The organism is Shimazuella soli, from assembly GCF_022511585.1.
Classification (GTDB): Bacteria; Bacillota; Bacilli; order Thermoactinomycetales; family Thermoactinomycetaceae; genus Shimazuella; species Shimazuella soli.
This window is the reverse complement of record NZ_JAKWBN010000001.1, coordinates 865,901-890,175: the sequence shown is the minus strand read 5'-3', so window position 1 is coordinate 890,175 and position 24,275 is coordinate 865,901. Positions and strand designations below refer to the sequence as shown.

Genomic DNA, 24,275 nt, shown 5'->3' with positions numbered 1-24,275 from the left:
GATGAGCATAATAAAAGCTTTGCACCCTTCCACAGGCTTGCAAATGGCAATTTTATTTTATTATACAAGTAGCGTCAAATTATTTTTGCCTATTTCGATTTCGTTCACCACTTAGTAACTTTTTCAAACTTTTCACTTCCTGAGAAGTCAACTCCCTAAATTCTCCACGTTTTAAACCTTTGATTGTAAGGTTTGCCAATCTTGTACGGATAAGATGCATGACAGGATGTCCAATTGCTTTACACATTCGACGGACTTGTCGATTCCGCCCTTCATGGATCGTCAATTTTATTTTGGCATCCTCATCTTTTTTTTGTATCATCTTTACCTCTGCAGGCGCTGTTAATCCATCCTCTAAATAAACACCTTTGCGTAATTGTTCTAAGCTATTTTCATCAGGGATTCCTTTTACAGTAGCAATGTATTGTTTTTCTACTTCAAATCGAGGATGCAACAAATGATTGGCCAGTTCTCCATCATTGGTAACAAGTAATAACCCTTCCGTATCATAATCTAACCGTCCAACTGGATAGACCCGTTCCTTGATGTGACGAAAAAAGTCTGGTACCACTTTTCGCTTTTGTGGGTCTGACATACTAGAGATCACATAAAGCGGTTTATAAAAGATAAAAGTTCGCTTTTGTTCCTTTTGAATTAACTTGCCTTTTACCAAAATGTGATCACTATCTGGATCTACTTTTGTGCCTAGTTCTGTTACCACTTGACCATTTACTTGTACTTTTCCTTCTTGTATTAACACTTCCGCCTGACGACGTGAAGCAATACCTGCTTGAGCTAATATTTTTTGTAAACGTTCCACCAAATTGTCACCTCGCTTCCTATGTTACTTTTTTCACAAAAAAAAAGCTAGTTTTCTACTAGCAGAGGATAATCATCGTATCTTTCGATATGTTACAAAAACATGAGGGAACAAACGGCGAGTGACGCTACAAACCCAATGAAATCCGCCCATAAACCAACTTTTAAAGCATAGAGCGAACGCTTTATCCCTACAGCACCAAAATATACCGTTAAAACATATAAAGTAGTATCCGAACTCGCTTGAATCGTAGAAGCTAGTTTACCGAGAAAAGAATCAGGACCAAATTCTCGATATATGCTCTCTACAAAAGCAAGTGCTCCTATACCCGATATAGGTCGTAACAAACCAATTGGTATTACTTCACTTGGTATATGAAACCAATTGGATATAGGGGACAAAAGGTGTAAATAAAATTGCATTGCTCCCGTATCACGAAAAACTGCGACTGCAACCATCATCGCTACGAGGTGTGGAATTATCGAAATAACTGTAGGGAATCCTTCTTTCGCCCCTTCAACAAAACTCTCATAAATAGGTACTTTTTTAAAAAGCGCGTATAAAGGGATAAATACGATGAGAGCTGGCAACATCCATTTGGATATTAAGGTAATAAATTCAAACATAAATTTATCCCTTTCTGCTATATTTTCGTTGGTAGTACCGGTCAATAAGGACTGCCATCGAAGTAGCGATAAAAGTTGCAATCATCGTAGGACCAATGATTTCAGTAGGATTAAGGGAATCATATTTTAAACGCAGACCAATAACGGTGGTAGGTATTAAGGTTAAACCAGAAGTATTAATAGCCAGGAGTGTACACATAGCCGGTGTTGCAGTTTGCTTATCAGGATTTAATTTCTGTAGCTCTTCCATCGCTTTTAAACCCATAGGTGTTGCTGCACTTCCTAATCCAAATAAATTAGCACTCATATTTGACAAAATGTATCCCATAGCTGGATGATCTGCTGGAACACTAGGAAATAAAAAGCGTGCAATGGGCCCCAATAACTTAGCTAATTTTCTCACTAAACCTGCATCTTGGGCAATCTGCATCATCCCCAACCAAAATACGATAATGCTGATTAATCCAAAACAAACCGTAATTGCGTCTTTTGCTCCTGTCAATGTTGCAGAAGTGACTAGATCAATTCGTCCTTTTGCAGCTGCCGCTACTACCCCACTAAGCAGCAAAAACATCCATATGTAATGAATCATGGTTCCACCACCCTAGCAACGACAGAAGACAGTACTTGTTCTACTCTTTGAAAATAGGTTGGTTTGTCACGGTATGCGGACAATATGGGGACAGAACCAATTAATTGTTCTTCCAAATAAATCTTAGCAATTCCGATTGCTTGATTGTCTGTCCGTATTGTTTCTGTTGGGGTGCTTTGTACCGTTTGAATTCGTAATTTCTTCTTTTCATCTTTGGTTAATGGATATAAAAATGATTTTCCAGCCATCATATATAGTTCTTTGTTTTTCCTATTTGTTACACCCATCATAGCAAGAAGTTGTCCTTTTTTTACAATCACTTCTTTTTTATAATTGGCAAATCCATAATTGTACATATCAATTGCATCGTTCCAATCATTTCCGTCATTTAATGTAACTGCTATAAGCTGGATTCCGTTTTTCGTAGCGGAAGTAACAAGTGTTCTTCTTGCTTGTTTCGTAAAACCTGTTTTCACCCCATCAGCCCAAGGATACAACCGTAATAATTTGTTTTTATTGTAAAATTTTTGATTCCAGTCCAAATTAGGCCAATCAATTGTTTTTACTTGCGTTTTGACTATCTGTTGAAAAACAGGATTTTTTAACGCATAGCTAGTTAAGATAGCTAAATCTTTCGCAGAGGAATAGTGATTCGGTTGATCCAAACCATGTGGATTTGTAAAATGGGTATGCTGTAAACCTAGAAAACTAGCTTTTTGGTTCATCAAATATACAAAACCTTCTACAGAACCTCCTACGTGTTCTGCTATTGCTGTAGCTGCATCATTTCCAGACCGCAACATAAGTCCATACAACAAATGTTCAAGAGGAATTTTCTCTCCCTTTTTCAGATATATCGAAGATCCTTCAACTCCAACTGCATTTGGTCCCACTGTGACAATACTGTCCAACTTGGATTGTTCGATTGCCACTAATGCAGTCATGATTTTGGTTAAGCTCGCTATCTTCATCTCTTTATCAGCATTTTTGGCAAATAATATCCTACCAGAGTCACGATCCATCAAGATTGCAGCTTGTGCAGAACCCGCTAATGGGGGAGTTGCATAAACATAGATAGGGACAAACAATATTACAGCGATTATGACGAAATAGTACCATCGTTTCACTGGTTTCACCTCGCCCAGCTAGGGTTTGTACCAGTTTATGCGAACAAAGTAAAGAAATAGACCACTTCCAACAATGTGATCACAAAGTTCTTTATTTATTCATTAGGACAAATTACTATAATAAATAGAGGGAATATTCATTTACTTTCATTTCGAAATATACTAACATTTATACAAGCAAGTAAATTGGTTATTCAAATCAATTTGATTTCACAGGAGTGAAAGCATGAAATTGAAATTTTTGATCATTTGTTTGATATTTATCGTAACCTTATTTCCTGCCTATGGATCTACCACCACAAGTAAAAACGTGGATAATTCTATGCCGAAAGGAAATTTACCTGGCTGGAAGCAAGTTTTTGCAGATAACTTCAATGGTCAATATGTTCCAGTTGGAAAATTTTCGGATTGTGATCATAACGCCATGGATCCTAAAAACGCCTACTGCAATGGTCTTCCTGAGCCACAAAAAAGCATCTGGTGGGCATATCCGCACGGATGGCCTGATACTGCAAAAAAACGTAAGTATCCATTAGGCGGTATTTACAATCCAGAAGAGACTATCTCTATTGAACCACTGCCAAATGGGGATGGCGTGATGAAGATTAAAATGTTTAACAATGGTGGAGAAAATCAAGTTGCTGCGGTTGTTCCAAAAAAAATCGCCGGATCAAAATATGGCCGATATGTCATTCGTTTTAAGGCAGAGACAACACCAGGCTACAAACTAGCTTGGTTGCAATGGCCAGATGATAACAATTCCTGCCCAGGATGTGAAATTGACTTCCCTGAACTCGAATTAGATGATAATATATCTGCTTTTATGCATCACAAAGGAGACCCAGATGGCAAAAAGCAAGATGCCTTTGATACTGGACAACCTTATGGAGTTTGGCATACTGCTGTAACGGAATGGTCCCCTGAAAAAGTGAGATTTATCCTTGATGGAAAGGAAGTTGGAACTTCTGAAGGTTCCAAAGTTCCTGATCAACCCATGTCCTGGATCATCCAATCCGAAAGTGCTTTAAATGGAGAACAAGCCGCTCCAAATTCATCTGCAACCATTTGGATCACATGGGTTGCAGCATATGAATACACAGGAGAATAATAGCAATAGAAAATCAAACTCACTTCTCAAAACTAGAAGCGGGTTTGATTTTTATTTGTGATAAAAACTAAAATTTTACACATACAGGATTAGGAACTTGGATGTCATTTTGTAAAAGGCTCAATTTTCCTGTCTCTACATCCCTCGCAAACAAAACGAGGTTACTCGAATTTTGGTTGGAGGCGATTACATACTTCTCGGTTGGATCCAACACAAAATCCCTTGGCCAATCTCCTTCTGTAGAAGTTCGGTCTATAAAAGTCAATTTTTTGGTTTGCTCATCAACTTCAAAAATAACAATACTATTATGTCCACGATTACCTGCATATACATATCTGCCATCACTGGAGATATGTATCGCACTCCCTTGGTTATTTTCAGTAAAATCACTTGGGAGAGTAGATATTGTTTGAATATCTGCAAAACTCCCATTTTTATCATTGTAAGAAAGTACAATGACCTCAGAACTAAATTCCGTCATTACATAAGCAAAATTTGGATCTTCAGGATGAAAAACAAGATGTCTCGGGCCACTTCCTGGACGAATTTTCAATCGACTTACTTCTTCTAATTGTCCATTATCATCTATTTGATAAGTAATCAAATAATCACTTCCTAGTTCTACAACAGCTAAATAGTTATTATCTGGTGTCATTGCAGCAAAGTGAGTATGAGGTTTTTCTTGTCTCGGATCTGGTCCAGTACCTTCATGATGGATAATAGAAGATGGCGGATAGATAATTCCATTATTTGAACTGATAGGATGAGATTCTACCGTTCCTTTATGATAATTCGCACTAAAAACATAACGCTGATCTTGGTCTACACTCACATGGCAAGGAGGGGAACCAGCTGACATCTCTGCGTTAATAAACGTGAGTTCACCCTGACCATCCATAGAAAATGCTGCAACACCACCCATATCCCCTTCTTTTATTACCGAATAAAGATATTGGCGATTTGAACTGATCGCCAAATAAGTAGGGTTTTCCAATTCAGCTGCGACCTTCAGATTCACAATCTGTCCTTCTTTGGCATCCAATTCAAACGAATAAATGCCTTTGCTTTCTGTGTTTGTATATGTTCCTACATAACCAATAAATTTTGATCCTTCCATAATACTTAACTCCTTCACTTAGAACTGAATTATATGTAAACGAAAAACATGTACACATACTTTAGTATATATTAAGAAATTATGTGTCGCTTTTATACATTTCTATAGTTCATAAACATATAGTTTTAACTGTATATTTTTTATTTTGTATTATTCATACCCAGTTATGTATGAAAAAACAGAAAATAATTTTACGTATTATCCTATTGGTACCTCAACTAGAAAACCCGAGGTAAAAAGTGATCACCTCGGGTTTATAGAAACGACAATTAATCGATAGGAGTTTGGGGTGCTGATTCCCCTGTACCGCAAACCCCCGCTTTTCTTTTTCCGCCAAATTTACTAAATAAGTTTGGTGCCAAGTCAAAAATTCGATCGATTAAGTGTGCATTTCCATCCATACTGAGCAAGCGAATACCATGATCCCCAACTACAATAAATGCCACTGGAGTGATTGATACTCCACCACCACTACCTCCGCCAAAAGGAAAATGTTTACCATCTTGTTTTCCTGGTTCATGTCCATTTCCATTTCCATTCGATTTTGGCTTCACTCCAGCTGAAAACTCACTTCCACCTGCCGCAAATCCAAATCCTACTTTACTAACTGGAATAATCACTTGGCCATCAGGAGTCTCTACAGGTGCACCTATAATAGTATTGACATCTACCATATCCCTGAGGTTTTCCATAGCTGTTTGCATTAAGCCTTGAATAGGATGTTCGTTTGACACTTTATATCCTCCTTCATGATCAAACTACCCTTATGTTGAAATCAGATTTAGCTTTTCCCAATGGCAAAAGAATATTCAGATGCAAATTAGTCATTAATTTTCATATTTATGGGTACAAAAATTTAATTCAAACGATTATAATTTGTTTATCAAATACATTACAAATAAGGGGGCAATGTAACAATGAAAATAAGGTTTAGTTTTACATTTCAAGAACATAAAGGTATACAAAACGCAGAAAGTTACAATATCCCGCCAACATTAAAAATTGAATGTGTTGCATGCATCGAATCTTCTTGAAGTATTCCTGTTTCATTTATATCTGATCACCAACTCACTGCATGGTAAGTTTGTCAAATGGATATAGATGAGAGCTTGTTACATAATTTATCTGGAAAATAAATTACTTGCCGTTCCATGGATAGTTCTTAATGTAAATCAGAGGATTATAATCAGTAGTCAAATAATTAAAACAAAGTAATCCAATGGTCATGATGTAAAATAATCCAATCTGGATTTTTAGCACCACTCGATCCTCATTGAGTCAGAAATTTAGTTTTTAAGAAGTATTTCGCATATTTACGATGAAACCAAAAAATGAAAGTTCATTAGTCCTAGCAAATAACTTTTGGTCATCTATTAGCATAGTGGATGATTTTTCAATGAAAACCATGCTAAACTCGTTGTTTCTGCCTCCGTGGATTGGTGTTGACCACACACATCATAACCACGGTTTTATGATGTGTTTTTCTATTTAATTGTGAAGATTAACACAACAAACTTTAATAAAAATCTGATATTATATAAGTAAGAATGAGCCATTGATTTGATTCAAGTATTTTAAACTAGATATCCATTGAAACAGAAAGGAAAACATCTATGAAAACATTGACGATACTTTGTGAAGCTAATCCTGATACCGATAAGGAACACTTCATCAAATTATATAAGGAAGCGTTTTTACCAGAATCTATTAAGATCAATGGGGTTGTGAAGATCCAATATTGTGAAGTAAATCCAGTAGAATCAGAGCTGTTTCAAGTTACTTTGGGAAATGATATTTTCTTTAGTATTACAGCTTATTTCCCCACTACTGAAGCGATCGAAGCTATGATTAGTGACGAAAGAAGTAGTGAATTGATTTCTGTATTTAACTCTCTAGGGGTAAAATCTCATTGGTTTATAGGTGTTGAAGATACTGTAACCCGGTATCATTTCTAATTAGAATAAGGATGTGAATAATATTTATCAACATATGGTTATTCCTATTCCAGAAATTATTAAAAAACTTTATATTCCATTTGATTTTCAAGAATGTGAATTTGGAGTAGAAGCAGAAAAACACATGAATGATTGGGTAAGGTATTTTGGCTTTTTTGATAATTTTGAAGATGAGCGGAAGTTTCAATCATATGGCTATAGTTGGTTAATGGTTTACGCCTATCCAAATGCTGGCAAAGAAGAACAATTTATTGTTTCTGATTGGAATGCATGGCTTTTTTTACTTGATGATCTGAATGATACTTCAGAAATCGGACAAGACTATACAAAGCTCCGCCGTCGCTTTGATTATCTATTACAACTGTTAATTGATCGAACCATCCTATCAAGAGATGCACAAGATCCTATTGCTGAATCAATGTGCGAACTTTGGAATCGGATTTGTAAACATCAACCAGATCTTCAGTGGCAGGAAAATTTTATAAATGGAATGAAGGGATATTTTGATGCTTGTGTCTGGGAATCTCGAAATCGCCAGTTTCATATTATCCCTTCTCAAGAAGAATATATTCGCAATCGCTATTTTTCTGGTGCCGTATATCCTTCCATGGATTTAGGAGATATCACAGAAAAGATGAACGTACCCATTGAAATGAAAAATCATCCTATTTTAAGAGAAATGACAGATTTAACTGTCATGCACATAACCCTTTGTAATGATCTCTTTTCGCATGGTAAAGAGATTCTACAAGAAGAAGTTCATCATAACTTGGTTTTGCAAATGGTACAACAAAATCAAACCACTGTTGAAGATGCAGTTAACCAAGTAATTGAACGAGTAAATAAAATGGTAGAACGGTTTTTGGTTTTAAAGAAAGAAATACCTGTTCTTGGATCAAAAACTGATCAAGATGTAAGCAAGTATGTAGGCCTCTTGCAATCTTGGATTAGAGGACATGTCGACTGGGTGGGAAAAAAGTCTCAAAGATATATATTAACCCAAGGTACTAATAAAATTTCCTAGAAGAAAAGTTCACCTTACCCTTGCACAACCACTTCGTTTGGCATAAGTGATTTGCTTTGTTTAAGCTTTTTCTCTCCCTTTCGTTATCATATAGCCCGAACAACTTCATTCTAACTTAGAAAGAGATTTTTGGAATTATCATTCACCCGTCTTATACGGGTGTTTTTTGTTGTTCACTTGTGAACTGGCTAAATCTTATCCACTAAGAGTATGCTAACAGACTCTTTACCATCACATATTACTTATTCGTTGGGTTGAAAGGATATGAGATTTTTTATTACTTTTTTTAAATCTGAACCATAAAAGCAAAAGAAAACGCACTGCACTTCCAAATGTAAACGAAAATTTAGCCACAAATGATGTATCAAGTAGTGCCTGTTGAAAACAAGGAGTTACTTCTATTTGGGGTCTGCTATCCCATTGAATATAATGACTAAAAAATCCGAGTACCGTTGTCTTTACTCCCCATATCATACCAGTTAATACACCAGCCTCTGCAGCATCTCCTGTCCCTACATTTGTCTCCCAATCCCATTTCGTACAATGTACACGACTCATAAACCACCTAACACTCTCTTGGAAATATTTAACTCGGTGTAATAAATCTTCATAATTCTCGTACAAGAATTCAATTTTATCTTTGTTGATGAATGTATCTTCTGCTTTTTTATCTGTAGATGACTCTTTGTTACTTTCTACTTTTACACCCTTATCCACATTTTTGAAATCAATAGTAGGAATAGACAAACGGTAGTGAAGAAGACCTCCTAAAGCCCTTACTTTTAGTTCCCCTTTATCTTGTTTATCTGTTCGCTTATAATTAATTTCGATTTTAATTTTAGAAAAATAAATCAACAATCCTAATCCCAATACTACTATTAGAATAAACATTCCCATTTATATCTCACACCAATTTTAAAATAAATAAAAAATGATCCTATATATAGGATCGGCAAAAACTGGTAGGAATATTCTACTGAACAAATCTATTTCTTACAGTCAAGTGGACAGTTTTTGCATTTGACACCCGATGCACCCGGCATCATAAAATACAAGCAACATTTATTGCGAACAGCACCTGCATGAAAAGCAGTAAAAGGATTTTCTGACAAATGAAATAGACTTCCATCTGCTTCTCGAGTTAAATAAATAAAATTGTCATATGAGTCTGGTGTTTTTGTTTTATTTAAACAGGTCCAAGCAATATAAATGAAGGTATTTTCCCACAATAAATCCATTTTAATGCCCGTAAGTTGGGAGATAGAAGACCATAATGGAACCAAGTGTTCAGCAAAATAGTGCTGAATATAACGATCCATTTGTATTTTGGAACAATGTTTCGCCTGATACTTTACTGTACTTTCTTGGATAATAAGCTCTAGCTCACCTGTCTGATAGTTGAATTCGATAAAATCTCGATCTCTTTGAATCAAAGGAAATTTCCCACTTGTTAACAATTGATTAAGACTTAAAGAAAATAAATAAGAGCTATACCGTTTTGAAAATTGAGAAGCAGCTACAAGGCTAGAAGGAACCTTTAGAATAGAGGTTATTTCGGTTAAAAATGTTTGAAGTACATCGAGTTTCCACAATTTATTTAGATGTATCGCTTTTGTTTGTTGTAAAGAGGCTAATGTCTCCATCATATCGATTCCCTTACAATTAATTGATAATGATATTTATTATCAATTAATTGTAGCGAGCAATATTCATTTCGTCAACATTTTTAAAGAAAACTTGCCGGTGTGTCTTGCCTTTCAAGACGCAGACAGAGGCTTAGTTGCACTTATGCACCTCAGACTAGGGCACAAGCACACCGAGTGTACGGGTCGTGCTACTGCGCTAAAGCGCAAAGTCACGCCTCTGTCTCGCTACGTCGCTACGCTCCTAGTCTCGCTTTGCACCTCAGACTAGGGCACAAGTCTCGCTACGTCGCTACGCTCCTAGTCTCGCTTTGTAGATAAGATAAAATTTATACTCTCTTACCTACCAAAAGAGAAAAAATTGGGCTATTTATTCGTGTATTATTTATTTATGAATAAAAAAAAGACCCATTGGGTCCTATATATAATTATGCTGACTTTATTTGTTTCAGGTCCATTATTTCTTTCTCCTGGTGAAGAGATCGTTTTGTTAGTATATCCATCATCTCATCCTGTTTTTTTATCTTTTCCATAATTATTTCCATATTATGACCTAACTCGGAAGAAGACCCTTTAAGCATTATCATTTTTTCATCGAATGAACCGACCTTTGCATTTGTAGAACCAACGATTTGCAATAACTGTGTTATCATCTTCTCATTTCGCTCTTGATTCTGTTTTAGCTGAATGATATCTTCTTTTACTCCACAAATGGCCTCTTTCACTGCGCTTAATTCCTTCAAAATGATATCCTTATTGTTTACCATGGGAACCCCCTCGTATTCTCGCACCTGTTGTTTGATTATAGCGAAAACGAGAAACAATTTCCACTATTATTTGGTTATTTTTCCAAATTTTCGTCAGAAAGCGCGTTCCCTTGACATGAAAACAATTATTCTATTTTACTCTCCATTTCTGATTCTACTCCTAATCGCTCATATAAATTTTTTCGATCTTCTTCCCATTCCTGCCAATGAAAAATCGATTCTGGAGAAGGCAACTCATCGATTTTATTCAGTCCAAAATACTGTAAAAATTGGCGGCTTGTACCAAAGAGGATGGGTCTTCCTGGTCCTTCCGCTCTTCCAACTTGTCGAATCAACTCTTTTCTCTCCAGTTGTTGAATGATGCGATCACTTTTAACGCCGCGAATCTCTTCAATCTCAACACGAGTAACTGGTTGTCGATACGCGATGATGGCAAGCACTTCAATAGCTGCACGTGATAATCTCGCTCTAGTTGGGGCTTGAGCCATTTTTTGAATGTAAGGTGTATGTTGTGGAAGAGTATTCATTTGGTAAGTTCCAGCAACTTGTGTCAGTTGTACCCCTCGATGATCCAGTTTCCATTCCAATTGCATCTCATTTAACAGCAGTTGTACTTCTTGCTTTGGAAGCTCTGTAATTTGTGCAAGTTCTTTTATACTTACTCCATCTACACCAGCAGCAAATATAATCCCTTCCAATATACTCTTCCATGCTTTTGCTTCCATCAAACGTTCCCCTTTGTTTGATCTAGCCGAATACATATATCCGAAAATAATTCCATTTGTATACAAGTTAGCGGTTTGGTTTTCATTAACTCTAAGATAGCGAGAAATGTCGTAATTAATCTTTCACGTGTAATACCTTCTGCCTTTACTAATTTAGAAAACCAAAGCTCGCCTTTATGTACTAACTCCTGATAAATTTGATCCATCCGATCACTTACTGATATTTCTTCTCTAGCCAATTTTGTTAAAGGCTGCTCAATCTCTCTTTGTTGTTCCAGTAGAGCAAATAATGCTTTCCATAAATCTTCTGGTTCTAAACCTTGTAGCGGGTTTTGTGTTGGAGTATAAGGCGTTAAATCCATAGGCTGTCGAAAATAAACCCTATTTTGTTCACTCTCTCGTTCCTCCAACTGATCCCCTAGACGTTTAAATTGTTTATAGACTAATAAGCGTTCAATCAGCTCTTCTCTAGGATCCAACCATTCATCAGAATCAGATTCTCGTTCTTCCTCTTTTATAGTTGGAGGTAACAACATTCTACTTTTTAAAGATAATAACGTTGCCGCCATCACCATAAACTCACTAGCAATTTCCATATTCCATGCTTTTGCATCATTCAAAACAGTAAGATATTGATCCGTAATGGTAGAAATAGACACCTCATAAATGTCTACTTCTGCTTTATCAATTAAATGTAGTAACAGATCAAAAGGACCTTCAAAAGCATCTAGTTTTATTTGTAGCGTTGTAATTTACATCACAGCCTTTATTGCCTTTTGTAAATTTGCCATCTCAATAGCATTCACTGCAATTTCATGTCCTTTATTCCCAGCTTTTGTTCCTGCACGTTCTATTGCTTGTTCGATATTATTGACTGTCAAGATTCCAAATAAAACAGGCAATTGGTACTTTGTACTTGCAGCAGCTACCCCTTTGGCAACTTCTTTACATACATAATCATAGTGGGTGGTTGCTCCGCGTATTACTGTTCCAAGCGTAATCACAGCATCATAACGACCTGTTGCAGCTAGCTGTTCTGCAATCAGTGGGATTTCAAATGCACCTGGAACCCAAGCAATGTCGATATGTTGTGATTCAGCTCCATGTCGATAAAGTGCATCCTGTGCACCTGTGAGTAGTTTTTGTGTGATAAATTCGTTAAAACGACTGACAACAATGGCAAATCGTAATCCTTCTGCTACTAGCTTTCCTTCTAATAAATTAGCCATATCTCTACCTCTTTACTTTTATAGATGAAGGAGATGTCCAAGCTTTTCTTTCTTGGTCTCCATGTATCTTTTGTTATGTTCTCCTGTTGGAAGCTGGATAGGTACTGTTTCCACTATTTCAATACCATGTTCATCCAATCCTTTGATTTTCCTTGGATTATTGGTAATTAATTTGATTTTTGTTGCTTGCAAATCTTTGAGCATCTGCGCACATAAATCATATGTCCTTAAATCGTCAGCAAATCCTAAGCGTAGGTTTGCTTCTACCGTGTCATATCCTTCTTCTTGTAGTTTATAAGCCAGTAGTTTATTAAGAAGACCGATTCCTCTTCCCTCTTGTCTCATATAAAGAATAATCCCTGAACCTGCTTCTTCAATTTGATGCAATGCTGCATGGAGTTGTGGACCACAATCGCATCTTTTAGAACCAAATACATCACCAGTTAAACACTCCGAATGAATCCGGACCAAAATAGGCTCATCTGGATTAATTTCGCCTTTTACAATTGCAACATGCTCTTTATTATCGACTGTATTCGAATAACCTACCATTTTGAAATCTCCATAATCGGTGGGCAGTTGAATAGAAACAACGCGTTCTACCAGTGGTTCAGAGGAACGACGATATTGGATCAAATCTTGAATCGAGATCATTTTCAATTGATGCTTTTGGGAGAAAGTAGCCAGCTGTGGTAATCTTGCCATGCTACCATCTTCGTTCAATACTTCACAGATTACTCCTGCCGGTGTACCTCCTGCCAATCTAGCTAAATCCAATGCAGCTTCTGTATGACCTGCACGTCCCAATACACCTTCAGGGTTGGCGATCAATGGGAATATATGGCCCGGTCTACGAAAATGAAATGCTTTCTTTGTGGGGTCACACAGCGCGCGAATGGTGGTAGCACGTTCAGCTGCTGAAATACCTGTTGTCACGTCATCCGCATCTACTGATACAGTAAATGCTGTTCCATGTCGCTCTGTATTTGACGCAACCATTGGTGTAAGCTCTAATTCTTCTGCTCTTTCTTTGGAAATCGAGGCGCAGACCAACCCTCGTCCATGGGTCACCATAAAATTGATGATCTCTGGTGTAACCTGATCAGCAAGACAGATAAGATCTCCTTCATTTTCACGATCTTGCGCATCTACTACAATTACCATGCGTCCAGCTCGCAAGTCTTCAAGTGCTTCTTCTACAGTATGAAACATCTCTCTACTCCTTCCAGATTAAAAGCCGTACTTTGCTAATTTTTCTTTATCTAATACTTGTTTTTTCGCTTCAGTACTTCTCCATTTAAATAAATACTTTCCGATAATATCGCACTCTATATTTACTAATTCTCCGACTTGGAGCACTTTAAATTGAGTTTGATAAAGGGTGTGGGGAATAAGAGATACAGCAAAGGTATCTTGGATAACTTCTGTTAAGGTTAAACTTACCCCATTAATTGCAATAGAACCCGTTTCAACTAATAGTGCAGCAATTTCTGGAGTGGATTGGAATTGAAAATAAGTAGCACTTCCATGATCTAACCGTTCCAGTACCGTTGCCACTCCATCAACATGGCCTTGCACAATATGCCCACCTAATCGATCTGAAGCCTTCATTGCACGTTCTAAATTCACTACAGTAGATGGACGATAGTTTGCCAAGCCACTTTTCCGAACCGTTTCCGCCATTACATCTGCAACAAAGAATTCTTGTCCCATCTCTGTTACAGTCAGACAAACACCGTTCACAGCAATACTGTCTCCTATGTTGGTGTTTTCTAGGACTTTGGAACAAGAAATAGTTAGCTCCATTCCGTCCCCACTCTGTATAATCTGTACAACACGACCAACTTCCTCAATAAGTCCTGTAAATATAATTTTTTCCTCCTTAAGCAGTGGGATAACCAATAATGCATAAATCCTCACCATACTGCTTCCAAGAAACTTGGTGGAGTGGTATTGCCTCTGCCATCTTATCTGGTCCCTCTCCTCCTATAGAGCTAGGACTTTCTACACCTCCGAGCAATTTCGGAGCGAGAAAAGCAACAAATTTATTTACATGATTCCCTCTTAACATGGCAGCATTTACTTCGCTTCCACCCTCTACCAACAAGGATAGTATTCCTTTACTGCCAAGTATTTTTAACATCTGTTCGATACTTACTCTTGGATCAGAACCAGTTGAATATACATGGACACCAGCTTCTTGAAAAGCAGCCTCTTTAAAAGGATCTTTGGCATCCGTCGTAAAAATCCAGGTAGGAGCTTTCGTCGTGTTTAAAATTTTTGCCGTAATTGGTGTGCGTAAAGTGCTATCTAAAATAATGCGAACTGGATGGATACCATTTCCCTCAGGCAATCGAGTCGTTAACTCTGGATCATCTGCGATTACTGTATTTGCGCCCACTAAAATTGCATCTTGCTCGTGGCGAAGTTGATGTACAAATGCTCTCGATTCCACACCAGTGATCCATCTACTATCATCGTTTTTGGTAGCAATTTTTCCATCTAACGTCGTTGCCGTCTTTAGTGTAACAAAAGGTTTTCCTGTTTTTCTATGATGAAAATAAGCTTCATTTAACTGTAAACATTCTTGTTTCTTTACTCCTTCTAGGACTTCAATTCCTGCTTCTTTTAATCTGGCAACTCCTTTTCCTGCCACTAATGAATCTGGATCTCCGGAACCTATGACTACACGTTTTACACCGCATTCAATAATCTTCTCCGTACAAGGTGGTGTACGTCCAAAGTGATTGCAAGGCTCAAGGGTTACGTATATCGTACTTCCTTTTGCTTCATCTGCCGCCATATTCAATGCATGTACTTCTGCATGAGGTGTTCCTGCTTTAAGATGGGCACCTGTTCCAAGTAAACGGTTATCTTTTACTACAACTGCACCTACCATAGGATTTGGTGAAGTTTGACCAGTCGTTGCTTTTGCTAGTTGAATCGCTAAATTCATCCAGTGTTCATGAATTCCCACTTGATACCTCCTAGTTTACGACTTATACAAAAAAACGACCAAACTAGTGTTTTGGTCGAGGTTTCTTGCATGCCGAATGAACCTTTATGTTTGTTCAAACAAAAAAGGTTCGTTCTATCCCTCTCCCATCCAGACTATACTGTCGGCTTTGGAATTTCACCAAATCCACCGCAGAATATTAGCGATTCTGCGGGTCACGGGCTTAGGCTTCATGGCACCTCACCGCCGGTTGGGAATTTCACCCTACCCCGAAGGACACTGTATATATCTTATATTCGAAATCATTGCCATCGTAACACAAACATATTGTACTAATCAATAGTTAGCCGCTAACTCCATTTTTTCGATGTCGCCATAAACAATAGGACAGTGAAAAATAGAGAAATAATGGTAGTATGCAGCAACGCCGCAAGTAATTGTCCACCACTCAAAACAACAATGATTCCTGATACTGCTTGTAGTGATATCAATATAAAGCCTAACCAAGCCGTATTCTTAAGTTGTTTTCTATCTTGATATTTTACCAAAATAACAAAAAGTAATACCAACATCAAAATCCACAATGAAAAAGCTGCATACCGATGGAGGACTTGAATGCCAGCAGGTGTAGAAAGACTAGGCAACAACTGAGGTCCACATAAAGGAACATGATACCCACAAGCCATTGTAGCATCTGCATGACGCACTAAAGCACCAGAATATACGACGATGTACGTATAAATAACATACAGCCAAAGCAATATGGAGAACTTTTTCCCTACAGGAAAACGAGTAGGTTGGTTCTCTTTCATCCGTCGAGTTAGTTCAATATTGAGCAATACAACACTTGCAAAAGAAACCAATGAAAATCCAAAATGAAGTGCTAAAGCTGCATTTCTTTCAAATTCTCCTTGAAATACAACCGTAAGTGCTCCAAGAGCTCCTTGCAACACTACAAAAAACAAACTGTAAAAAGCTAACCAACGAATTTTTTTCTCTTTCCAAAAGGAAATCCAGCACCAGACTGCAAGAAATAAAATAAGAAAACCGACCCCTCCAGAAACAATCCGATGACTATATTCAATGACAGTGGCAACAGATACATTACTTGGTATGAGTTGTCCTTGGCATACCGGCCAACTATTTCCACAGCCTTGTCCAGATTCGGTAATGGTAACAATGGAACCGTGGATAAGCATAAGATAAGCCCCAAATACAGTAAGCCAAGTGAGAACACGTAAATATCGATATTGTTTATGCACGTGAATAGACCCTCCCTATCCAATTACACATTGTAACATAGATAATCCCTATTCTTAGAATGGACATAAAAACGTCGGAATTACAGAAGGATAGTCTCATAAATCCAAAAAAGCACTCCATCAGAGTGCTTACAAACAGACAGGATATGTCTTGCAGGTTCAATTATATCAATTTTAGAGAGAAAGCAAAGACGAGAGTTCCCTTCAAAGGTGCACTATTTTGTAATAATTTCTATACAGGATTTACGGTTTGTTTTAAAAGCCTTGACGGAATTTTGTCTTTTTTTAGAATATCTGCATATGTTTCACGTTCCACGATCATTTCAGCTCGACCATTTTGAACTAACACAACAGCTGGTTTGGGTAAGCGATTGTAATTGCTAGCCATGGAATAATTATAGGCACCGGTGCAACTAATAGCTAATATATCTCCTTTTTTTACAGGTGGTAGGTGAACATCCCAAATCAACATATCCCCAGATTCACAACACTTTCCTGCTATGGAAACCAATTCAGTTTCTTCTTCATTTGCTCGATTGGCCAGCATTGCTTCATATTTAGCATCATATAAAGCTGGTCTCGGATTGTCTGCGATTCCACCATCTACTGCCACATACTTGCGAACTCCAGGAATCTCTTTCATCGTTCCAACCGTATAAAGTGTTGTGCCTGATTCTCCAACAATCCATCTACCTGGCTCTAACCAGATTTCGGGACACCTTTCTGGAAATGCTTTTTCGATAATAGCTGTTATCCCTTGAATTATTTCTTCGATCGACCTTGGAGTATCCTGCTCTGTGTAACGAATCCCAAAGCCACCACCAATATTGAGGACTGTAGGAAAGAAAGCATACTCTTTATGACATTCATGGATTAACTCTACTAAACGATTGATAGCAACTGCAAAAGCATCTGCATCAAAAATTTGCGAACCAATATGTGAGTGAAATCCTTTTAATAGTAAGGATGAGCTTCCTAATACGTATTGGACAGCTTGATTCGCTTGTCCACTTGATAAATCAAATCCAAATTTTGAATCTTCTTGGCCAGTCTGCACAAAATTGTGAGTATGTGCTTCCACTCCAGGAGTGATTCGAAATAAAATCGGAACAATTTTTCCCATCTCACTTGCTAAATCCTCTAACATGGTCAACTCTACCATATTGTCCACTACGATATACTTTACTCCATGATTTATTGCTTCTCTCAATTCCTCTGTGGACTTGTTATTTCCATGGAAATAAATGCGTTCTGCTGGAAACCCTGCTTGAATTGCTGTATACAATTCCCCTCCAGATACAACATCCAGTAAATATCCTTCTTCCTCTACGATTCGACACATAGCAAGCGTGTTAAACGCTTTACTTGCATACGCAACACGATAAGGAATGGAAGTTTGTTCACAAGCTGATTTTAACCGTCTCATTTGATTGCGAATGTTCGTTTCATCCATCACATATAGCGGAGAACCAAACTGTTTTACTAGTTGTGTTGTATCGCAAGATCCGATTTCTAGATTGCCATCAGGATTGATTTTTGCTGTCCCATGTAAATACATTTCTCCATATTCCCCTTTGTGCCAATAATACTCTACTATACGCTAGTCTGTTAGAGGATGAAAGCATTATTTCCACTCATTTTGATAATGAATGTTTAAGATGAGCTGTATAGCTTTGGTTGTTATGGGGGAACCAATGGCCATCGTATCTCGATGGTGCATCTTACCGATGTCACCTATACCAATTATGACAGGAATAAATAACTGATTTAATATTTCTACTGTGTCTCCATATATTCTTGCTGTTCGTTGTTGTTGATGGTAACCAAATTTATTCACACCTGTACTCACTACATTTCCGTAACAATCCAATGACATATGTACAGGAGTTCCTCGACTTCTCATACAATTAGAGGCGACCACAATCGCTCCAATCACCTCTATATCTGGATGAGTCGCAACACTATACATGCTGCTCTCTCCGGCACCAATCTTACTCGATCCGCAGTCATCGAACATCACAAGCACTGGATCATAGGGTGTTTGCTGAATAAAAGAGACCAGTTCATCCCCAGACAGCGGTGAAGGATTTCCAGCAGATAAGGAGATACAACGTCCGCCAATGTTTCTAGCTGCCTGCTCCAAACTATCTCTGGCTATTTGATCTCCATCGGTGACTAGTATCACTTGTCGCTTAGCCATGATTTATCCTTTTGGTTTAAAAATAAACGCAGTTAAAAGACCAAAGATGATTGCTGCTGAGATTCCGGCGCTTGTAATTTGAAAGATTCCCGAAAGTACTCCAATTAGACCTTCTTCTTCTACCGCTTGTAATGCTCCATGTACCAAAGAATTGCCAAAGTTAACAATAGGAACAGTAGCCCCTGCACCTGCAAAGGAAATTAATGGGTCATAGAGTCCTACCCCATCGAGAACTGCTCCTGCAACTACTAAAATACTTAAAACATGTGCAGGGGTAAGTGGAGTTAAATCCATCATTAATTGTCCAATAACACAAATAAGTCCTCCGACAATAAAAGCACTAAGAAAAGATCCCAATGACAAACCCCACCTCATCATGTGATATATGAAAGGTAGTATGTCCAAATGCTTAATCAAGATACAATTGAAGATTTTGTATAAATAGCTACAACTTCCTAATACTATCTTTAATTCATTCTGAAGTTTAAATGAGGTTTTAATGATGGAAACAAATCCAAGTAACACACAAGACAACAATCAAAATAGCAATCCTGTCTCCAGTGACATCATGGTGAATATAGAATACATATCCAATAGATTCTCCCATAGCCCTGATTTGATTATTCGTTCTTTCCAAACAAAAGGGGAAGAAAATGTTGCATTGGTATTTTTTAGTTGTCTCAATGATAAAGCCTCCATAAATGAAGATCTATTACGACCCTTAATGTTTCATCTGGACAGCATCAGTGAAATATTCCAGCCTGAAATACCACTTCCAATAGGAAGTGTGCAAAAGTTGAATTCTTGGGTTGATATTGAAAAAGCTATGTTTCGAGGTGAATCAATCCTCTTTATCGATAACGTTTCCCATGCACTTGCTTTTTGTACACAAGGATGGCCACAACGTGCTATTGCAGAACCGCAAATAGAATCGTCTCTAAAAGGCGGACACCAGGGATTTGTAGAAACGCTTGAAATAAATCTTGCATTAATACGGAGATACGTAACAGATGATAACTTAGTGGTGAAAGAACATTCCGTGGGAAAACGCGCTCCTACTAAAGTATATATCCTATATATAGAAGATGTAGTTAATCCAGATTATGTACAAGAGGTAACAAATCGTATTCAAAATATAAAAAAAGATGCAGTTTTAGATTTGGGAGAATTAGAGGAAATGATTGAAGATGATCCACTTACCGTCTTTCCTCAATTTTTGATTTCAGAGAGACCAGATAATATTGCTTCCAATCTCTTACAAGGACGAGTAGCAATTTTAATGGACCACTCCCCTAATGCGATCGTTGCTCCGATGACACTGGCTGCATTTTTCCAAAGCCAAGATGATTATAGTTCAAGATGGATTGTTGCAACATTTTTACGCTTATTGCGAGTGACTGCATTTTTTTTAGCTATCATTCTTCCTTCCTTATACATTGCTGTTATTTCTTTCCATTATGAAGTGATTCCTTTGGATTTAATGTTATCTGTAGGGGAATCTCGGTCTAGAGTTCCATTTCCACCCATATTAGAGGCAATTTTAATGGAAATTGCGATTGAAATGCTTCGGGAAGCAGGATTACGTCTACCTAATCCTATTGGACAGACGGTAGGGGTTGTTGGAGGGATTGTAGTTGGAGAAGCTGCAGTTCAAGCAGGGATTGTAAGCAATATCATGGTCATTGTTGTATCGGTTACTGCTATTGCCGGATTTATCATCCCAAACTATGACATGTCCAGTGCAATTCGATTGGTTCGTTTTCCTGTCATGATCATATCTGCTCTATTTGGAATCGTTGGATTATCAGTAGGATTAATGGTGCTATTCGCTCATCTCATTTCCCTCAAATCACTTGGTGTGCCTTTTGGCAGTCCCATTGCACCCATTCATTTAATCGATTGGAAAGATGTTTTTGTACGCGTTCCGCTAAACTGGATGAAGAAAAGGCCTTTCTCTGTTAACCCGCAGCAATCCAGACGTTTAGGAGAGGAAAAAGAATAGCATGCAAAAGAAAACACCTTTATCTTTTGGTCAATATATCTTCATTATTTATAAAACACAGATTGGGATAGGTGTTTTAACTCTTCCTCACGATCTGTTTCAGATTAGTGGAATTGATGGCTGGATTGCGGTCATCTTTGGGTGGATCATCAGTCTCATTATCGGATTCTTTATTGTTAACACCTTAGAAAAACACCCTGATGAAACGCTTTATGATTTACTTCCCAAGTATTTTGGAAAATGGCTCGGAAAAGGCATTCTTTTTTGCTGGATAATCTATACGTTGTATGCTGCAAGTTATGTGTTTATGTATACCGTTTATCTCATTAAAGTTTGGGTTCTACCCAATACCAGCCCTATCTTGCTCGGGATACTTTTTATTGTTCCGATCTTCCAAATAACCGTACGCGGTCTACCAATGATCAGTCGTTATGCAGAGCTTACTTTTCTTGTCACCATATGGATGTACCCCATCATCCTAATTACTGCACATTATGGGATGTGGTTTAACTTACTTCCTATAGTGAAAGACGGTTGGATGCCCATTTTTAAGTCTACTCCTACAACCGCACTTTCCTTTTTGGGCTTTGAACTCATCTATCTTTTGTATCCTCATTTGAAAAATAAAAAACAAGCCTATAAAGGCATGTTCATAGCGAATACCATGACAGCTATTGTGTTATTACTCGTCACTATTTTAAGTTATGTACGCTTAAGTGAAGCCGAGCTGTCCTATGCTATTTGGCCAACATTGGATCTCATTAAATTAATTCGTTTTCCTTTTTTAGAACGCTTGGAAATTATCTTCATTTCTGCTTATATCATTATTTTATTTATGACGATCATCCCCTATCTTTATATGGCTTTATCTGGAACTTCTCAACTAATTCAGCGATCTTCGCTAAAAAAATACGCTCTTGTCGGGATATTATTTCTTTGGATTATCCTCTTATATTCTCCGATTATCGGATTTCAACCTATCATCTATTTCAAAAAATGGTTCGCTAATCTGGGTCTTATTTTTGCCTTCGCATTCCCCGTCTTACTTTGGTTATATAGCAAAGTATTTTTAGCTTTACGAAAGGGGCAAGTAAAAGGATGAAAATTAGGTGGATTTCCTTTATATTTTTGAGTTTGTGTTTGCTTATGAGTGGCTGCGGAGACCAGATGTATTTGGAGAAATCAGACATTATTTTATTACTTGGTATTGACTTAAATGAGAAAAATGAACTGGTCTTTTTTGCTGATACTCCTGTCTTCAATACAGATGCGAAAAAGAAAGATCATCATATCAAGGTAACAGCAAAAAGCTTACGAGAAGCCAGATACCGATTTGATTCATTAAGCCCAGGAAGCATAGTAAAGGGGAAAATTCAAACTATCCTAATTGGAAAAAAACTCTTACAGAATAGAGCTGTTTTACCATACCTTGATGTTATATTGCGTGATCCCAAGGATGATCTAAATAGCAGGGTTATTTTTATAGATGGACCTGTAGAGGATATTTTTAACGCGAATATGAGTGATAAAGGTCGTTTAAGTGCTGTAATAAGAAATATGATAGATACCTCATTTTATAGTGGTATCATTACCAATCCAAATTTACAGCAGTACGTTGCCCAACAATTAGATACTAGATTCACTCCCATGGTACCAGCGATGAAAGTTATCCATAATGAGCCCAAGATCACAGGTATGGCACTACTCTCACATAAAGGCTTTTATGTCACAACATTAAATTTATCAGAAAGCCCTTTAGCATTAAGTATACAAGCATTCTTTACAGATAAAATTCCTTTGAGTATGAATATCACTTCTGATAAAATTCATGCAAAAAAAGAACTTAAACGTATTAGTATACAAATTAAAAAAATCAAACGAAAAGTAGATACAAGAATTGTAAATGGGCATTATCAATTTGATGTTCAGTTAACTTTATATGCTGATTTAGTAGAAAGAATGTTCTTTTTAGATGCAGAAAAACATGCTGACCTTCAGAACAAAATCATCGAGGAACAGTTGGATAAAGAATACAACAACCTAATACGAAAAATCCAACAAAAAAAGATTGACCCTATTGGCTTTGGGGTTTATGCAAGGGCATTCAAGTATGATCAATGGAAAAAAATCAAAGGTGAATGGTTCGATCAGTATGCTAAAGCAAAAATAAATATCCGGACAAAGTTAATCTTAATCAATACCGGAGTGAGTCATTGAAGTAGGGTGGGATAAGCATACAATCTGGTATATCTGCTTGATTTGGAACATAACAAGATAATTTCTTTAAAAAATAACATGTCTCAGGAAGATGATGCTCGAGAAATCGGTAAGTCAATCTACTTAACAATTGATTATCCTTATATTCATGCAAAACACGAATGACCAATTGGTTGAACTCATTTACAGCTACGATTATTTGATGGACAAATTTCTTCTGTTGGGGTACGTCTTCATGTGTAAAATGTTCCATTTGTGCTATTTTTCGATTGTGAAATAAAAAGGATATAAATTGTCTGGATAACACTTGTGATTTGGCAATGATCTCCCCTTCCAATGGATCTAATCCATTCGCGAGTAGCTCAGCATGTCCCGCTTGATCTTCTAACCATAAATCAAGCAGTTGAACAAGAGACAAAGGCGGAGCCTCTTTCCCGCAAGAAAAATAACCTAAAATTCGTAGATACTCTTGATTTTCTAAAAGAGTTCCCGTTAAAAAAGAAGGTGTCAGGTTGAGATTTACTTTATTTCTTAGTCTTAAATATTCTAAGTTAGACTCTAAAGCAAAATATCCATATGCTACAGGGTGAACTTCTCTGGCAAAATGAATCAATTCCGGTGAAGAAACATCCAAATAAGGATCAATTTGTTTTAACCTTCTTCTCAAATATCTAAATTGCTCAATGTACTGATTGGCAGTCCTTACGAACTCTTTTTCTGCTGGAGATAAATAATCTCTAACGAAATGAGCATGATCATCTAATATTTTTAACCAAAATTGATGCTCTTCCCACGGAGAAATATAACACTTATCCATCTATTTCCCCCCTCTTCTTATTTGTATCATCTTATTAGATAGATCATGGCTTTATCCCCTTTTACGAAAAAAGAAGACCATCATGCGG

The 24,275-nt window shown here is 37.3% G+C and carries 26 protein-coding genes and 1 riboswitch; of the genes, 6 read left to right on the top strand and 20 right to left on the bottom strand.

The window, feature by feature from the left end; genetic code table 11:
* Nucleotides 1–79 precede the first annotated feature (79 nt).
* From MK805_RS04825 to MK805_RS04810, 4 genes are all read right to left on the bottom strand, one after another.
* Complete coding sequence (locus tag MK805_RS04825; RefSeq protein WP_240874152.1) at nt 80–820, bottom strand: pseudouridine synthase; 741 nt, start codon at nt 818–820, stop codon at nt 80–82.
* 92 nt (nt 821–912) lie between these two features.
* Nucleotides 913–1,446 carry a spore maturation protein gene (locus tag MK805_RS04820; protein WP_240874150.1) on the bottom strand — a complete coding sequence of 178 codons (534 nt, stop codon included), beginning with the start codon at nt 1,444–1,446 and terminating at the stop codon, nt 913–915.
* Nucleotides 1,447–1,450: 4 nt separating this feature from the next.
* Complete coding sequence (locus tag MK805_RS04815) at nt 1,451–2,038, bottom strand: nucleoside recognition domain-containing protein (RefSeq protein WP_240874148.1); 588 nt, start codon at nt 2,036–2,038, stop codon at nt 1,451–1,453.
* On the bottom strand, nt 2,035–3,165 hold the full coding sequence (locus MK805_RS04810; protein WP_240874146.1) for a D-alanyl-D-alanine carboxypeptidase family protein: 1,131 nt from the start codon (nt 3,163–3,165) through the stop codon (nt 2,035–2,037). Before MK805_RS04810 ends, MK805_RS04815 begins: the two co-directional genes overlap by 4 nt.
* A 226-nt stretch (nt 3,166–3,391) precedes the next feature.
* Here MK805_RS04810 and MK805_RS04805 point away from each other — a divergent pair, with 226 nt between their 5' ends.
* Nucleotides 3,392–4,273, top strand: a complete 882-nt coding sequence (locus MK805_RS04805; protein WP_240874145.1) for a glycoside hydrolase family 16 protein — start codon at nt 3,392–3,394, stop codon at nt 4,271–4,273.
* 67 nt (nt 4,274–4,340) lie between these two features.
* On the opposite strand, the gene MK805_RS04800 is transcribed toward MK805_RS04805, so the two are convergent.
* The gene (locus MK805_RS04800) at nt 4,341–5,393 is read right to left on the bottom strand and encodes a lactonase family protein (protein ID WP_338057482.1); all 1,053 of its coding nucleotides are present in this window, start codon (nt 5,391–5,393) and stop codon (nt 4,341–4,343) included.
* Between the two features lie 266 nt (nt 5,394–5,659).
* Nucleotides 5,660–6,094 (bottom strand): GerW family sporulation protein, encoded by a 435-nt coding sequence (gene ytfJ / locus MK805_RS04795; protein ID WP_240874302.1) that lies wholly within the window; start codon nt 6,092–6,094, stop codon nt 5,660–5,662.
* Between the two features lie 909 nt (nt 6,095–7,003).
* Here ytfJ and MK805_RS04790 point away from each other — a divergent pair.
* Both MK805_RS04790 and MK805_RS04785 read left to right on the top strand, forming a co-directional pair.
* The gene (locus MK805_RS04790) at nt 7,004–7,345 is read left to right on the top strand and encodes a hypothetical protein (RefSeq protein WP_240874140.1); all 342 of its coding nucleotides are present in this window, start codon (nt 7,004–7,006) and stop codon (nt 7,343–7,345) included.
* A gap of 13 nt (nt 7,346–7,358) precedes the next feature.
* Entirely contained in the window at nt 7,359–8,369 is a 1,011-nt protein-coding gene (locus MK805_RS04785; RefSeq protein ID WP_240874138.1) for a terpene synthase family protein, read from the top strand.
* 231 nt (nt 8,370–8,600) lie between these two features.
* Here the strand turns inward: MK805_RS04785 and MK805_RS04780 are convergent, their stop codons facing one another.
* From MK805_RS04780 to spoVAE, 13 genes are all read right to left on the bottom strand, one after another.
* A complete protein-coding gene (locus MK805_RS04780; RefSeq protein WP_240874135.1) occupies nt 8,601–9,266 on the bottom strand; it encodes a DUF2953 domain-containing protein in 666 nt (221 codons plus the stop codon).
* An 89-nt stretch (nt 9,267–9,355) separates the two neighbouring features.
* On the bottom strand, nt 9,356–10,015 hold the full coding sequence (locus MK805_RS04775) for a hypothetical protein (RefSeq protein ID WP_240874133.1): 660 nt from the start codon (nt 10,013–10,015) through the stop codon (nt 9,356–9,358).
* A 425-nt stretch (nt 10,016–10,440) separates the two neighbouring features.
* Nucleotides 10,441–10,779, bottom strand: a complete 339-nt coding sequence (locus tag MK805_RS04770) for a hypothetical protein (RefSeq protein ID WP_240874131.1) — start codon at nt 10,777–10,779, stop codon at nt 10,441–10,443.
* 125 nt (nt 10,780–10,904) lie between these two features.
* On the bottom strand, nt 10,905–11,504 hold the full coding sequence (scpB, locus tag MK805_RS04765; RefSeq protein ID WP_240874128.1) for an SMC-Scp complex subunit ScpB: 600 nt from the start codon (nt 11,502–11,504) through the stop codon (nt 10,905–10,907).
* Nucleotides 11,504–12,193, bottom strand: a complete 690-nt coding sequence (locus MK805_RS04760; protein ID WP_338057481.1) for a segregation and condensation protein A — start codon at nt 12,191–12,193, stop codon at nt 11,504–11,506. The genes scpB and MK805_RS04760 overlap by 1 nt, the downstream gene beginning before the upstream one ends.
* Before the next feature lie 63 nt (nt 12,194–12,256).
* Nucleotides 12,257–12,733, bottom strand: a complete 477-nt coding sequence (ribH, locus tag MK805_RS04755) for a 6,7-dimethyl-8-ribityllumazine synthase (RefSeq protein ID WP_240874123.1) — start codon at nt 12,731–12,733, stop codon at nt 12,257–12,259.
* Between the two features lie 18 nt (nt 12,734–12,751).
* The gene (locus MK805_RS04750; RefSeq protein WP_240874121.1) at nt 12,752–13,945 is read right to left on the bottom strand and encodes a bifunctional 3,4-dihydroxy-2-butanone-4-phosphate synthase/GTP cyclohydrolase II; all 1,194 of its coding nucleotides are present in this window, start codon (nt 13,943–13,945) and stop codon (nt 12,752–12,754) included.
* A gap of 18 nt (nt 13,946–13,963) precedes the next feature.
* Entirely contained in the window at nt 13,964–14,656 is a 693-nt protein-coding gene (locus MK805_RS04745; protein ID WP_240874119.1) for a riboflavin synthase, read from the bottom strand.
* On the bottom strand, nt 14,616–15,689 hold the full coding sequence (gene ribD, locus MK805_RS04740; RefSeq protein WP_255724506.1) for a bifunctional diaminohydroxyphosphoribosylaminopyrimidine deaminase/5-amino-6-(5-phosphoribosylamino)uracil reductase RibD: 1,074 nt from the start codon (nt 15,687–15,689) through the stop codon (nt 14,616–14,618). Before ribD ends, MK805_RS04745 begins: the two co-directional genes overlap by 41 nt.
* A 134-nt stretch (nt 15,690–15,823) precedes the next feature.
* Nucleotides 15,824–15,970, bottom strand: a riboswitch (FMN riboswitch).
* A gap of 69 nt (nt 15,971–16,039) precedes the next feature.
* Nucleotides 16,040–16,951 (bottom strand): COX15/CtaA family protein, encoded by a 912-nt coding sequence (locus MK805_RS04735; protein ID WP_240874115.1) that lies wholly within the window; start codon nt 16,949–16,951, stop codon nt 16,040–16,042.
* Nucleotides 16,952–17,183: 232 nt separating this feature from the next.
* Nucleotides 17,184–18,509 carry a diaminopimelate decarboxylase gene (gene lysA, locus MK805_RS04730; RefSeq protein ID WP_240874112.1) on the bottom strand — a complete coding sequence of 442 codons (1,326 nt, stop codon included), beginning with the start codon at nt 18,507–18,509 and terminating at the stop codon, nt 17,184–17,186.
* A gap of 66 nt (nt 18,510–18,575) precedes the next feature.
* The gene (spoVAEA, locus tag MK805_RS04725) at nt 18,576–19,151 is read right to left on the bottom strand and encodes a stage V sporulation protein SpoVABEA (protein WP_240874111.1); all 576 of its coding nucleotides are present in this window, start codon (nt 19,149–19,151) and stop codon (nt 18,576–18,578) included.
* A gap of 3 nt (nt 19,152–19,154) precedes the next feature.
* The gene (gene spoVAE / locus MK805_RS04720; protein WP_420833051.1) at nt 19,155–19,526 is read right to left on the bottom strand and encodes a stage V sporulation protein AE; all 372 of its coding nucleotides are present in this window, start codon (nt 19,524–19,526) and stop codon (nt 19,155–19,157) included.
* A 124-nt stretch (nt 19,527–19,650) separates the two neighbouring features.
* On the opposite strand from spoVAE, the gene MK805_RS04715 reads away from it, so the two are divergent.
* The 3 genes from MK805_RS04715 to MK805_RS04705 all read left to right on the top strand — a co-directional run bounded on the left by MK805_RS04715 (nt 19,651) and on the right by MK805_RS04705 (nt 23,370).
* Entirely contained in the window at nt 19,651–21,153 is a 1,503-nt protein-coding gene (locus MK805_RS04715) for a spore germination protein (RefSeq protein ID WP_240874108.1), read from the top strand.
* A gap of 1 nt (nt 21,154) precedes the next feature.
* A complete protein-coding gene (locus MK805_RS04710; RefSeq protein WP_240874105.1) occupies nt 21,155–22,255 on the top strand; it encodes a GerAB/ArcD/ProY family transporter in 1,101 nt (366 codons plus the stop codon).
* Between the two features lie 65 nt (nt 22,256–22,320).
* Nucleotides 22,321–23,370, top strand: a complete 1,050-nt coding sequence (locus MK805_RS04705; RefSeq protein WP_240874104.1) for a Ger(x)C family spore germination protein — start codon at nt 22,321–22,323, stop codon at nt 23,368–23,370.
* Here the strand turns inward: MK805_RS04705 and MK805_RS04700 are convergent.
* Complete coding sequence (locus tag MK805_RS04700; RefSeq protein WP_240874102.1) at nt 23,348–24,187, bottom strand: DUF2935 domain-containing protein; 840 nt, start codon at nt 24,185–24,187, stop codon at nt 23,348–23,350. The two genes, MK805_RS04705 and MK805_RS04700, sit on opposite strands and share 23 nt — an antisense overlap.
* Between the last annotated feature and the right edge of the window lie 88 nt (nt 24,188–24,275).

Excerpts from the sequence above, each read along its gene's own strand:
- MK805_RS04820 (WP_240874150.1), bottom strand. The coding sequence starts at position 1,446 with ATGTTTGAATTTATTACCTTAATATCCAAATGGATGTTGCCAGCTCTC.
- MK805_RS04815 (WP_240874148.1), bottom strand. The coding sequence starts at position 2,038 with ATGATTCATTACATATGGATGTTTTTGCTGCTTAGTGGGGTAGTAGCG.
- MK805_RS04805 (WP_240874145.1), top strand. The coding sequence starts at position 3,392 with ATGAAATTGAAATTTTTGATCATTTGTTTGATATTTATCGTAACCTTA.
- ytfJ (WP_240874302.1), bottom strand. The coding sequence starts at position 6,094 with ATGCAAACAGCTATGGAAAACCTCAGGGATATGGTAGATGTCAATACT.
- MK805_RS04790 (WP_240874140.1), top strand. The coding sequence starts at position 7,004 with ATGAAAACATTGACGATACTTTGTGAAGCTAATCCTGATACCGATAAG.
- MK805_RS04780 (WP_240874135.1), bottom strand. The coding sequence starts at position 9,266 with ATGGGAATGTTTATTCTAATAGTAGTATTGGGATTAGGATTGTTGATT.
- MK805_RS04775 (WP_240874133.1), bottom strand. The coding sequence starts at position 10,015 with ATGATGGAGACATTAGCCTCTTTACAACAAACAAAAGCGATACATCTA.
- MK805_RS04770 (WP_240874131.1), bottom strand. The coding sequence starts at position 10,779 with ATGGTAAACAATAAGGATATCATTTTGAAGGAATTAAGCGCAGTGAAA.
- scpB (WP_240874128.1), bottom strand. The coding sequence starts at position 11,504 with ATGGAAGCAAAAGCATGGAAGAGTATATTGGAAGGGATTATATTTGCT.
- ribH (WP_240874123.1), bottom strand. The coding sequence starts at position 12,733 with ATGGCTAATTTATTAGAAGGAAAGCTAGTAGCAGAAGGATTACGATTT.
- MK805_RS04750 (WP_240874121.1), bottom strand. The coding sequence starts at position 13,945 with ATGTTTCATACTGTAGAAGAAGCACTTGAAGACTTGCGAGCTGGACGC.
- MK805_RS04745 (WP_240874119.1), bottom strand. The coding sequence starts at position 14,656 with ATGGTGAGGATTTATGCATTATTGGTTATCCCACTGCTTAAGGAGGAA.
- ribD (WP_255724506.1), bottom strand. The coding sequence starts at position 15,689 with ATGAATTTAGCGATTCAACTAGCAAAAGCAACGACTGGTCAAACTTCA.
- lysA (WP_240874112.1), bottom strand. The coding sequence starts at position 18,509 with ATGTATTTACATGGGACAGCAAAAATCAATCCTGATGGCAATCTAGAA.
- spoVAEA (WP_240874111.1), bottom strand. The coding sequence starts at position 19,151 with ATGGCTAAGCGACAAGTGATACTAGTCACCGATGGAGATCAAATAGCC.
- spoVAE (WP_420833051.1), bottom strand. The coding sequence starts at position 19,526 with ATGAGGTGGGGTTTGTCATTGGGATCTTTTCTTAGTGCTTTTATTGTC.
- MK805_RS04715 (WP_240874108.1), top strand. The coding sequence starts at position 19,651 with ATGATGGAAACAAATCCAAGTAACACACAAGACAACAATCAAAATAGC.
- MK805_RS04710 (WP_240874105.1), top strand. The coding sequence starts at position 21,155 with ATGCAAAAGAAAACACCTTTATCTTTTGGTCAATATATCTTCATTATT.
- MK805_RS04705 (WP_240874104.1), top strand. The coding sequence starts at position 22,321 with ATGTATTTGGAGAAATCAGACATTATTTTATTACTTGGTATTGACTTA.
- MK805_RS04700 (WP_240874102.1), bottom strand. The coding sequence starts at position 24,187 with ATGGATAAGTGTTATATTTCTCCGTGGGAAGAGCATCAATTTTGGTTA.